The organism is Flavobacterium sp. ST-158, from assembly GCF_058309975.1.
This window is the reverse complement of record NZ_JBZEEN010000014.1, coordinates 1-11,925: the sequence shown is the minus strand read 5'-3', so window position 1 is coordinate 11,925 and position 11,925 is coordinate 1. Positions and strand designations below refer to the sequence as shown.

The window sequence follows — 11,925 nt, the reverse complement described above, 5'->3', positions numbered from 1 at the left end:
TCATGAACGTATCACTACTATTAATTATACTTCTTGTTGGCGCATTTGCTACTTACTTTTCTGGCGATAAACTGGCATCTAAAGTCGCATTATTATTCAGCTTAGTCGCTTTTGGTGTTTCAATTGCTTTATTGAATGGCTACAATGCAGGAGAAAATATTAGTTTCTTCAAATTTTGGATTAACAAACCGGCTATTTCATATTCGCTAACCGCTGATGGTTTGTCGTTGATTATGTTATTATTGACTTCGGCATTGACTCCTTTGATTATCTATTCTTCTTTTGGAACCGAATTTAAAAATGCTAAATCACTTTATGCTTTGATTTTGTTCATGTCCTTTGCTATGACAGGAACTTTCTTAGCATCTGATGGTCTTTTATATTACATTTTCTGGGAATTATCTTTGATTCCTATTTATTTCATTGCTTTAATTTGGGGTAATGGAGATACTGAAGAACGCAAAAAAGCAGTAGTTAAATTTTTTATCTATACTCTTGCAGGATCTTTATTCATGTTACTTGCTTTTGTGTATTTGTACCAAAAAGCAGGAAGCTTCTTAATTCAAGATTTATACAATGTAGAATTAAGCAGAATGGAGCAATTCTGGATTTTCTGGGCTTTCTTCTTAGCGTATGCCATTAAAATTCCAATTATTCCTTTCCATACTTGGCAAGCAAAAGTATACCAAAAAGCACCCACAGTAGGAACTATGCTTTTATCAGGGATTATGTTAAAAATGGGATTGTATAGTGTTATTCGTTGGCAAATTCCAATTACACCTATTGCATCTAAAACCTATTTACCAATATTAATTGGATTTGGAATTGCAGGTGTTATTTACGGTTCAATTGTAGCTTTAAGACAAAAAGATTTGAAAAAATTATTGGCTTATTCTTCATTGGCACACGTAGGCTTAATTGCTGCTGGATGTTATACCTTAAACATTGATGGATTACGCGGAGCTGTTTTACAAATGTTGGCTCACGGTTTTGTAGTAGTTGGGTTATTCTTTGCTGCCGAAATCATCTTTAGAAGATACAAAACTAGAGTCATTAGTGAAATGGGCGGTATTCGATCACAAGCACCAAAATTTGCTTCTTTATTCATGATTTTAGTTTTAGCTTCTGTAGCATTACCTACAACCTTTAACTTTGTTGGAGAGTTTACCGTTTTATACAGTCTTGCAAAAATTAATCTTTGGTTTGCATTAGCAGGTGGAACAACTATTATTCTAGGAGCTTATTATATGTTGAAAATGTACCAACACGTAATGCTTGGAGAAACAAATACCAAAGCATTTGCAGACGTGAGTTTTCATGAAACTTTAGTATTGGTCATCATCATTGCAGTATTATTCATTTTTGGTTTGTATCCAAAACCAATCAATGAATTAATCACTCCTGCATTAGATCAAATACTAAGAAACTTGTACAAAATTCAATAATAAACGGACTATTTTTAATATCAGGTTGCAAGCCTGAATCACAATATAAAATATGAATACATTAATAGCTATAATAGGATTAGGTGTTTTAAGCCTTATATTTGAAATTTTTGATGCTAGAAAAGCCATCATTCCAATAGTCGTTATTGGATTACTAGCTATACTAGGTTTGGATATTTCCGAATACAATAGTCCTCTAGGTTTTTATTACAACAATATGATTGTTGTGGGTAAATTTTCTACAGCATTTTCAGCTTTATTTATCATACTTACTATTTTCTTGGTGAGTTTAGGACATAAATTTTATGAAAATCACCAAACTAAAATTTCCGATTTTATTGCTATAAAAATATTTTTATTAGCTGGTGCTGTAGCTATGGTTTCATTTGGAAATTTAGCTATGTTCTTCTTAGGAATTGAAGTATTGTCTATTGCGCTTTACGTATTAGCCTCTAGTAATAGATTAAGCATTAAAAGTAATGAAGCAGGTTTGAAATATTTCTTAATGGGCTCTTTTGCTTCAGGAATTATTCTTTTTGGAATTTGTTTAATTTATGGTGCAATGGGAAGTTTTGACATCATTGAAATTAGCGAATTATCACATTCTGCCGAATTACCTATTTGGTTTCCAATAGGGATTGTATTAATATTTATTGGAATGCTTTTCAAAATTGCTGCTGTTCCTTTTCATTTTTGGGCACCAGATGTTTACGAAGGTTCTCCAGCCTTAACAACAGCTTTGATGAGTACTTTAGCTAAAGTAGTAGCCATTGCAACCTTATACAAACTAGTAACAACAATGAATGCTGATATTTCTCCTGCATTCCAATTGGTAATTATTATTGTTTCAATGGCGTCTATGACCGTTGGTAATATTATGGCTTTACGCCAAATTAACGTAAAACGTATGCTGGCTTTCTCTGGAATTTCTCATGCCGGTTTTATGTTGATGACACTATTGAGCACAACAAAATCTTCAGGAACTTTATTATACTATACTTCTGCTTATGCATTAGCTGGTATTGCTGCATTTACTGTAATATTATATGTATGTAAAACCAGAGAAAACGAAGATCTTACTAATTTCCACGGATTAGCAAAAAATAATCCATTAATGGCAGCCATACTAACAGCGTCTTTATTATCAATGGCTGGTATTCCTATTTTTGGAGGTTTCTTTGCCAAATTATTTTTATTTACACAAACTATCCAAGCAGGATTTATAGCTTTAGTAATTGTAGCTGTAATCAACTCTATCATCAGTGTCGGTTATTATTTCAAATTAATATTAGCCATGTACACTAAAGAACCTAATGAAGCTAAAGTTCCAACTTCAAAAATTTATTATGTAGTAGCAATAATAGCAATTGCTTTAAATATTGCCTTAGGATTTTTCCCTTCTGTTGTTTTAGACTTGTTGTAATCAATCTTTGAAAATATACTTTAAGCCATCAAGATTCGTTTTGATGGCTTTTATATTAGCTTATTTGTATATTTGATTTGGGTTCTACTAGAAATTATGCAGTGGTGAAAATGAATTGGAACTGCGCTATTGTTGGACTTATTCTAAATTTCGTTGCAGTTATAAACATATACTACAAACTATCCAAAATAGACTTTTCTAAATAATCTAAATAGCTTTTAGAAGAATACCCCAATAAATGCATATAGAAAAAAGCATATTTTTTTAGTTTTTCGAAATATTCTTTTGAATATACCATCTTCATTGTTTCTTCATTAACCTGTATGTAATCTCGAATCTTTTTAGGTTTTTTGTTATCTGGGTAAAAATTACCATAATGGTATAATTCAATTGTTCCAAACAAACTCAATGGATAACATGGATGATAGAAAAAAGGATTTGCTACTATTCCCAGACTCATTATATCATTATCATACTTAATGACATATTCCTTCCTCTCTTTGGGATTAAAACTTTTGTTAATAATAATAGCATTAAAATAGTACGGTAACTGAAGTTTATTTCTGGTTTTCCTATTAATTTCTTTTTTTAGTTCTGTATTGTCATATTCAAAACCAAATTGGATATCATCATTTAAAGATTTCAAAAATCGAACTTTTCTATTTGATTTGGATTTTTCATATTTAAAATCAGGGAAATTAATTTCGACAAGTTTAAAAACATATTGACTCCAGGCTTCAACATTATATGTACCCCCGCTATTAGTAACTAATTCCAATTTACTGGCTGGAAATTCAAAGTCTTCAATACAGGAAAAATCACTTATTTCATAATACTTGCTATTATTTTTTTTATCCTTCCAAAATTCATCCAGACATTCATATAAAAGATCCTCAGTGTCAACACGTAATTGTAATTCCTCTTTGCTGTGCAGTTCGGGTTCATCATTAGTGATAACTTTAAACTCTATTTCATTATTTCTAAAAACTTCCCAGCTGTCAAACCGTAATTTTAATTTTGGCACACCAGAACTCTCTAAAGTTCTATTAATATTATAAATAGCTCTTTCGTGGCTTATCTTAAATGGATAGAATTCATCAGAAATAATGTTCAAAATAATTTTACGATAATCATCTTTTACTTCGTTAACTATATCTATACTGCTTTCTTTCAAAAAAAGAATATTGTTGATTAAACTTGTTTGAAGTTTTAATCTGAAATTTTCATTAAAATTCATATGTTATTCGTTATAAACTAACCATAAAAATATTATTTATTTTATTAGAAAAATAGATTTTCTATTTAAATAAATAGTTTCGGAATTCAAAATCATTTAAAATATGTATCACATCGTTCTAAAATAAGTGTCGGTTATTATTTCAAATTAATATTAACCATGTACACTAAAGAACCAAATGAAGCTAAAGTTCCAACTCCAACAATATATTACGCAGTTGCTGTTATTGCCATTGTTTTGAACATTGCGTTAGGATTATTTCCATCATTTGTTTTGGATTTATTATAGTCAAAAATTCAACAAAATACACAAACCATCAAGATTCGTTTTGATGGTTTTTTCATTTAAAACACCTTATACTTTCCTAATAAAAACATAAAAAAGAAGTAGTTGCCAAAGCATTTCTATACATTTGTATATACAAACGTAATACGTATTTAAAATGGAAAATAAATTAAACATACAAATCTGGTCTGATATCATGTGCCCTTTTTGCTACATAGGTAAAAGAAGATTGGAAAATGCTATCCAAAAATTTGGCCATCAAGATAAAATTGAAATAGAATGGAAGAGTTTTCAACTAGACCCAAACTTTATTGCTGATAAAGATGATAATCTGGTCGATCATCTTGCTGAAAAATATAGAAAAGACAAAGATTGGGCTATTGAAGCTTTAGAAAATATGACTCAAAATGCGGCTAATTCTGGATTGGAATATCATTTTGAAAAAGCAATAATGGCCAATTCGTATAATGCCCATCGTTTACTCCATTTGGCCAAAGAATACCAATTAGCCAATGAATTAAAAGAATTGCTATTTAAAGCCTATTTAACGGACGGAAAAGACATTAACGCTAATGATACCCTAAAGGAATTAGCTTTACAAGTTGGCTTAGATATTGAAGCTGTAAACGCCGTTTTAAGTTCTAATTCATATGGAGAACAAGTACAGCAAGACATGTTAATGGCCCAAAAAATAGGAATACAAGGCGTGCCATTTTTTGTTTTTGATAATAAATATGCTATTTCAGGAGCTCAACATGAAGAAACATTTGTAAAAACCTTAGAAAAAGTGTGGGAAGAAGGTCAATTTGAATCAAAAATTACTATCTTGAACTCAGAAGACACTAACAGCTGTGGCATAGATGGCTGTAATTAAAGAATAAAATGAGCGAAACGAAAGAAGTAAAAGTAATCCGTTGGGGAATCATCGGATGTGGAAATGTAACCGAGAAAAAAAGTGGTCCTGCATACCAAAAAACAGCAGGATTTGAAATTGTTGCCGTAATGCGTAGAGATGCTGAAAAAGCAGCTGATTATGCTAAAAGACATGGTATTAAAAAACACTATTCAGATGCCGATGCTCTTATCAATGACCCTGAAGTAGATGCTGTATACATTGCAACTCCACCCGATTCTCATAAATTATATGGACTAAAAGTAGCCGAAGCAGGAAAAATTTGTTGTATAGAAAAACCTCTGGCACCTAGCTATGAAGATAGTAAAGCAATTTACGAAGCTTTTGAAGCAAAAAGAATCCCGCTCTTTACGGCTTATTACAGACGCTCCTTACCAAGATTCAAACAAATAAAAAAATGGCTCGAGGCTAATAGTATTGGACAAATCAGGCATATAAACTGGCATCTAAGCAAGCCTGCTTCACCTCAGGATTTATCAGGCTTATACAATTGGCGTACCGATTACAATATTGCTAAAGGAGGTTATTTTGACGATTTAGCAAGCCATGGATTAGACTTATTTAATTACCTACTGGGAGATATTAAAGAAGTAACAGGTATGAGTTTAAATCAACAAAATTTATATTCGGCAAAGGATGCATTAGTTGCTTGCTGGTTGCATGAAGGTGGTATTACAGGTACAGGAAGTTGGAATTTTGGCTGTTCCAATAGAGAGGATAAAGTAATTATTTATGGAAGTCAAGGTACCATTGAATTTTCAATATTTGATGAAAACCCAGTAATCCTTTCCAATGAAAACGGAATAGTTCCACTTACTATAGAACATCCAGAAAACGTACAGTTAAATCATGTTGAGAATATAAGAGAAGATTTATTAAGAAGCAGATCACATCCTTCAAATGGGAAAACTGCTACTCACACCAGTTGGGTTATGGACCGAATAATGGGTGAGATTTAAAACAAAAAAAAGCTTCATTACTTGAAGCTTTCTTTTTTCACTACACAAACTAATTAATTACTAACAAATAGCAAATTTCTAACCATTGATTCTATTATCATAATTCGTGCCAAAATTTAATTTTAAAATCTTTTTATTAAAATAAATTAAACAAATCTTATAAAGCAGTCTTAACAACTTCAGAAATAGGATCAGACATTATTGTAGCTGAGTCATTTAGAACTAAAACTTCATATTTTGTAATTTTAGATTTAGATTCTTCTACCACATAATAAACTCCTTCCTTAAAGTTATTCAAATCATAACTCCTCACCAATTTTCCATTTACCATCAAATCTTCGGTGTGTATTAACTTATCATTGGCATCATAAATACTTATCTTAATTTGATCTTTGTCATTTAATCCAAATGAAATCATTTTCTCTTGTCGAAAATTATTATGTAATGATAAATTAACCGCCACCGCATACACATTCATAGCCAATAAAACTATTCCTACTACTAAACTAATTTTTAAAATCTTTTTCATAATACATGTTTTTAGATTTATAATCATTTAACTATGTAAAGTTATCTCAAGCTTGGAAGTAAAATAAACAGTAAATGTTCCAATTAATATGCTATTTTACCTTTTACTACAACGTTTTCGTATAATACAGATAATATTACACATTAATTTGTTAACTTAGTATAGCCAACCAAATTGAATAAAAAAATGAAATCAACCTTACCAACGCTTAAAATCATCGAACCTTCCTTTGGAAGTTCGTTTACATTAACCAAATACGACATTAATTATAATTCTCATTTCTGGCATTATCATCCAGAAATTGAATTAATTTATGTAAATGGCGGAGCTGGAAAACGCCAGGTAGGAAGCCATATTTCTTATTACACCAACGGCGATTTGACTTTAATAGGAAGTAATTTGCCCCATTGTGGTTTTACAGATGAACTAACGGGAAATAAAAATGAAATTGTCATCCAGATGAAACCCGATTTTCTAGGAGAACATTTTTTTGAAATTCCCGAAATGCGAAACATTAAAGACTTACTCAAACAAGCTAAATCTGGAATTACTTTTGGCGGAAAAACAAAGAGAAAAATTGGAAAAAAAATAGGCAAAATGGAAGATCAATCTCCTTTTGAACGCTTATTAAGTATTATAGAAATACTAAACGAACTTGAATTAGCTACTGAAGATGCAACAGTATTAAATGCCGAAGGTTTTAGCATGGAAATGCACGTTCAAGATAATGAAAGAATTAATTTAATCTTTAATTATGTAAAAGACAATTTTAAAGAAGCCATACGCCTAGAAGATATAGCAGAAAAAGTAAGTATGACTGTTCCATCTTTTTGTCGTTATTTTAAAAAAATAACCCATAAAACCTTTACCAAATTTGTAAATGATTATCGATTGGTGCATGCTTGTAAATTATTAGCCGAAAAACCCATTAGTATTGCAGCTATTGCTTATGAAAGTGGTTTTAACAACTTTAGTCATTTTAATAAAACATTCAAAGAATTTACCGGAAAAAATGCCTCCGATTATCGACACGAACTAAGATCATTTTTGGAATAACTATTTAATAAAAAAGAAAGCCCCTAAAAAGGGGCCTTCCAACTACTAACCAATCTTAATTATTTAACAGCAACCGTTTTATAAACTACTGAATAAGGATCTGACATGATTGTTGCAGTTTCATTCACTACAAGAATTTCATATTTCACCACTTTTGTTTTTGATTCGGCAACCAAGTAATAAACCCCATCAGCTAAAGGATTCAAATCGTAAGTTTTAACGATTTTCTCATCTGATTTTAGCGGATTCAAATTCAAGGTATAAACATGCTCCGTATGCAACAATTTATCATTTGCATCATAAATAGAAACATTAGCTTTATTTACATCATTTAGAGCAAAAGTTACCATCTTTTTTGGACTAGCTTTTTCAACTTTAGAAAATTTTACGCCAGTTGCGTGTGTATTCATTGCTAATAAAACAACTACTAATACAATACTAAGTTTTAAAATCTTTTTCATAACTAGAAATTTTAGATTTATATTTCTTTTAACTGGTTCAAAGGTAGTATGCTTGCATAGAATTAAACTACAGTAGTTTTTCATATATATATGCTATATTACCATTTACGAAAACGTTTTAGCTAAAAAATGATAATTCCACATATTTAAAGGTTAATATAGCATAGTTTTTAAGAATATCACAATACAAGACCTTTTTAGAAAATAAAAAAACAATTTGTCCCTTTTTAAAAAATAATAATGAAATCTAATTTCAAAACAGCACTATTGTGTAATTTTGTATCATGTATGCTTTAGTTGATTGTAATAATTTCTATGCTTCCTGTGAACGTGTTTTCCAACCGGATCTCAACGGAAAGGCTATTGCGATTTTATCTAACAATGATGGCTGTGTCATTTCCAGAAGTTATGAAGCAAAAGCTGCTGGAATTCCTATGGGTGCGCCTGCATTCCAAATTAAAGATTTGGTAAAAGAAAAAAACGTTCAACTATTTTCATCCAATTATCCACTGTATGGTGATTTAAGTCGTCGTGTAATGGCAATCCTTAATCAGTTTACACCAAATATTGAAATTTACAGTATTGACGAAGCCTTCCTGAATTTTGACGGACTCAACATTGAAGATTACCATAATTATGGACTTCAAATGAAAAGGCGTGTTCAAAAATGGCTTGGACTACCCATATGCATTGGATTTGCAGAAACCAAAGGCTTATCCAAAGTTGCTAATAAAATTGCTAAAAAATTCCAAGACAGAACCCAAGGTATTTATGTTATTGACTCCGAAGAAAAGCGCATCAAAGCCTTGAAATGGACTAAAATTGAAGATGTTTGGGGCATTGGTTATCGCATGACTAAAAAAGCAAAACTGCGCAACATCAACACCGCTTTCGACTTTATTCAGCCACAACACGAAGTCTGGATAAAAAATACCATGGGCGTAACTGGTCTTCGATTAAAAGCCGAACTGGAAGGAAAATCTGTTTTAGACTTAGAACCTATTGTGGAGCAAAAGAAAAGCATAGCCATTACCCGAAGCTTCCCAAAACAGATTGCTGATTTTGATTTATTAAGAGAACGCATCACTACTTTTACCTCTGTCTGTGCCGAAAAATTACGCAAACAAAAATCCTGTTGTCACACCATAATAGTAATGCTCGTAGTGGATAAACACTCTGTAATTAGCTCACAATACTATTTCAACAAAGCAATCACATTACCTTATGCAACTAATTCAACATTAACTATTGCTAATGTTGCTGTCGATTTATTCAAACAATTACATCTGGGAAATGAAGGTTTAAAATTCAAAAAAGCAGGAGTGATTGTTAGTGAACTTATTGATGAAAACCAGAAACAATTTCAATTATTTGAAGAAGAAAATCCAAAACATTTGGCACTAATGAAAACTATGGATCGTCTCAATCTTAAAATTGGCGATACCAAAGTAAAATTGGCCAGCCAAAATTTAAAACTCACCTGGGACATGAACCAGAAACATTTATCAAATAAATACACTACTAATTTCAAAGAGATTCTCGAAATACGATGTCAATAAAAAAAGATCAAAAACTCAGTTTTTACAAACCGGATTTTGAAAGCGAACTGCGAATTCCTTTCATTCCTGATGGTGTTTCGGCAGGATTCCCCTCACCGGCGGCTGATTTCATGGAAAACAATATTGATTTGAATAAAGAGTTAAGCGAAAATCCGCTCGCCACTTTTTACATTAAAGTAAAAGGCAATTCGATGATTGATGCTGGTATTAATGACAAAGATGTACTGATTGTAGACCGAAGCATTGAACCACAGGACAACAAAATTGCCATTTGCTATATTGACGGAGAATTTACCGTAAAACGCATTAAACTGCAAAAAGACTGCCTCTACCTGATGCCCGAAAACAGCAACTATACTCCGATAAAAGTTACTGAAGAAAACCAACTCATCATTTGGGGAATTGTGACTTATGTGATAAAAAAAATGTGAAATCAAACGAATTCGATTTCACATTTTTTATAATTAAAATTTAGGAGGTACAGGCAAAGGGACAAACCCAGTTTCTCCTGGAATCTTAGGAAAAACCTGTTTGGTCCATCTTTCTTTCGCTTCTTCAATCATAGCCTTATCAGTAGCTACAAAATTCCAATAAATAAAACGCTCTTCAGGAAAAGCTTCCCCTCCAAAAATATAAACGCTACTATTTTCTCCCATTTCAAATTCACAAAGTGTACTTTCTTTAGCAACCAAAATTTGTTTTGGCTCAAAAATAGTATCTTCACTTTTAACACTTCCTTCAAGAATATACAGAGCACTTTCTCCAAATAAATCCTTACCAATATTGACTTTTTGAGGTTTTATATTCTTAATTTCAATAAAATATAACGGACTGTAAGTAGGCACACCTGATTTTCTCCCGAAAGCTTCTCCAGCAATCAATTTAAACGAAAGACCATTTTCTGTCCAATACGGAATTTCATCTGCTTCAATATGTACAAAAGAAGGTTCCATCTTCTCTAACTCTTTTGGCAATGCCACCCAAATTTGAAAACCATGAAGCATTTTCTCAGAACTACGCAAATATTCAGGAGTCCTTTCAGAATGTACAATACCTTTTCCGGCAGTCATCCAGTTTACGGCTCCGGGTTTTATTTCAATCTCACTTCCAAGACTGTCACGATGCATGATACTACCTGCAAAAAGATAAGTCAGTGTGGAAAGTCCAATATGCGGATGCGGTCCTACATCCAGATTCTGATAATTCGACAAATGCGTTGGTCCCATATGATCTAGAAAAACAAATGGCCCAACAGCTCTTTTTTGACGAAACGGCAGCAAACGTCCTACGAGAAAATTACCGATATCAGCTGCGCGTTCTTCAATTATTTGTTCAATATTTGACATAAAAAGTAAAATTGATTAATTATAAAAATTTGATTCCGTGAAAACTATCATCAACGATGCGTTTCCATTCCGGATGTCTCTTGATATAAGCAAACACTAACGGACAAAGCGGTATAAGTTTGTAATTGTTGTCTTCAATATATGCCAATGTTTTTTCAATTACAGCTGTAGCCGCGCCTTTCCCTTCCAATTCAGGCTCTACTTCTGTATGAATTAAAGAGATAACATTGGAGTGTTCTTTGTAAACGATGAAAGCTTTATGTCCCTCCACAGTGATTTCAAACTGCTGCTCTTCTTGATTTTTAACAAGAGGAATATTTTCAAATTCTGGTTTCATATTCAGATAATTAAATTAATAAAAAAACAATAATCTTGACAAGAAAAGCTAATTATCAATTGCTTTCGTCTGCTCTACTTTGCTTAACAAATTTACGATTTTATAAAAGTAGATCTCTTAATCTATGTTAAGAAGATAAAACAATTCGGACTTTAATCTTATCCAAATAAAAAAATGTGAAATCAAACGAATTCGATTTCACATTTTTTTATTTAAAACTATTATTTTCTTTTACCAGAACTTCACGTATAAAGCAGCGATAATTAATAAAGTAATGATGATTAATACTGTAGTTTGTGGTTTAACCTTAAACATTTCAGTATCCAATTCGAATGCTTTTGGATTCACTTTTGGTCCTGCAAAACTCACTCCAAT

The 11,925-nt window shown here is 31.7% G+C and carries 13 protein-coding genes; 8 read left to right on the top strand and 5 right to left on the bottom strand.

The features are described from left to right. The first annotated feature begins 2 nt into the window (after positions 1-2). Both AC4FRF_RS16230 and AC4FRF_RS16225 read left to right on the top strand, forming a co-directional pair. The gene (locus AC4FRF_RS16230) at positions 3-1,445 is read left to right on the top strand and encodes a complex I subunit 4 family protein (RefSeq protein ID WP_491161112.1); all 1,443 of its coding nucleotides are present in this window, start codon (positions 3-5) and stop codon (positions 1,443-1,445) included. A 52-nt stretch (positions 1,446-1,497) separates the two neighbouring features. Further along, positions 1,498-2,868 carry an NADH-quinone oxidoreductase subunit N gene (locus AC4FRF_RS16225; RefSeq protein WP_491161110.1) on the top strand — a complete coding sequence of 457 codons (1,371 nt, stop codon included), beginning with the start codon at positions 1,498-1,500 and terminating at the stop codon, positions 2,866-2,868. 172 nt (positions 2,869-3,040) lie between these two features. Here the strand turns inward: AC4FRF_RS16225 and AC4FRF_RS16220 are convergent, their stop codons facing one another. Continuing rightward, positions 3,041-4,105, bottom strand: coding sequence for a hypothetical protein (locus tag AC4FRF_RS16220; protein WP_491161108.1), 1,065 nt, complete (start codon positions 4,103-4,105; stop codon positions 3,041-3,043). Positions 4,106-4,264: 159 nt separating this feature from the next. On the opposite strand from AC4FRF_RS16220, the gene AC4FRF_RS16215 reads away from it, so the two are divergent. From AC4FRF_RS16215 to AC4FRF_RS16205, 3 genes are all read left to right on the top strand, one after another. Next, positions 4,265-4,393, top strand: a complete 129-nt coding sequence (locus AC4FRF_RS16215; protein ID WP_491161106.1) for a hypothetical protein — start codon at positions 4,265-4,267, stop codon at positions 4,391-4,393. 154 nt (positions 4,394-4,547) lie between these two features. Beyond that, a complete protein-coding gene (locus AC4FRF_RS16210) occupies positions 4,548-5,264 on the top strand; it encodes a DsbA family oxidoreductase (RefSeq protein ID WP_491161104.1) in 717 nt (238 codons plus the stop codon). Between the two features lie 8 nt (positions 5,265-5,272). Further along, on the top strand, positions 5,273-6,262 hold the full coding sequence (locus AC4FRF_RS16205) for a Gfo/Idh/MocA family protein (RefSeq protein WP_491161102.1): 990 nt from the start codon (positions 5,273-5,275) through the stop codon (positions 6,260-6,262). Between the two features lie 157 nt (positions 6,263-6,419). Here the strand turns inward: AC4FRF_RS16205 and AC4FRF_RS16200 are convergent, their stop codons facing one another. Next, positions 6,420-6,791, bottom strand: a complete 372-nt coding sequence (locus tag AC4FRF_RS16200) for a T9SS type A sorting domain-containing protein (RefSeq protein WP_491161100.1) — start codon at positions 6,789-6,791, stop codon at positions 6,420-6,422. A 186-nt stretch (positions 6,792-6,977) separates the two neighbouring features. Here AC4FRF_RS16200 and AC4FRF_RS16195 point away from each other — a divergent pair, with 186 nt between their 5' ends. Beyond that, the gene (locus AC4FRF_RS16195) at positions 6,978-7,847 is read left to right on the top strand and encodes an AraC family transcriptional regulator (protein WP_491161098.1); all 870 of its coding nucleotides are present in this window, start codon (positions 6,978-6,980) and stop codon (positions 7,845-7,847) included. A 59-nt stretch (positions 7,848-7,906) separates the two neighbouring features. Here AC4FRF_RS16195 and AC4FRF_RS16190 read toward each other — a convergent pair whose 3' ends face one another. After that, the gene (locus tag AC4FRF_RS16190; protein WP_491161096.1) at positions 7,907-8,308 is read right to left on the bottom strand and encodes a hypothetical protein; all 402 of its coding nucleotides are present in this window, start codon (positions 8,306-8,308) and stop codon (positions 7,907-7,909) included. A gap of 284 nt (positions 8,309-8,592) precedes the next feature. Here AC4FRF_RS16190 and AC4FRF_RS16185 point away from each other — a divergent pair, with 284 nt between their 5' ends. Both AC4FRF_RS16185 and AC4FRF_RS16180 read left to right on the top strand, forming a co-directional pair. Next, on the top strand, positions 8,593-9,867 hold the full coding sequence (locus AC4FRF_RS16185) for a Y-family DNA polymerase (protein WP_491161094.1): 1,275 nt from the start codon (positions 8,593-8,595) through the stop codon (positions 9,865-9,867). Next, positions 9,858-10,298 (top strand): LexA family protein, encoded by a 441-nt coding sequence (locus AC4FRF_RS16180; RefSeq protein WP_491161092.1) that lies wholly within the window; start codon positions 9,858-9,860, stop codon positions 10,296-10,298. Before AC4FRF_RS16185 ends, AC4FRF_RS16180 begins: the two co-directional genes overlap by 10 nt. Positions 10,299-10,331: 33 nt before the next feature. On the opposite strand, the gene AC4FRF_RS16175 is transcribed toward AC4FRF_RS16180, so the two are convergent. Together AC4FRF_RS16175 and AC4FRF_RS16170 are read right to left on the bottom strand one after the other, a co-directional pair. Beyond that, the gene (locus tag AC4FRF_RS16175; RefSeq protein WP_491161090.1) at positions 10,332-11,213 is read right to left on the bottom strand and encodes a pirin family protein; all 882 of its coding nucleotides are present in this window, start codon (positions 11,211-11,213) and stop codon (positions 10,332-10,334) included. 19 nt (positions 11,214-11,232) lie between these two features. Next, positions 11,233-11,550 (bottom strand): GNAT family N-acetyltransferase, encoded by a 318-nt coding sequence (locus tag AC4FRF_RS16170; RefSeq protein ID WP_491161088.1) that lies wholly within the window; start codon positions 11,548-11,550, stop codon positions 11,233-11,235. Positions 11,551-11,925: the final 375 nt, after the last annotated feature.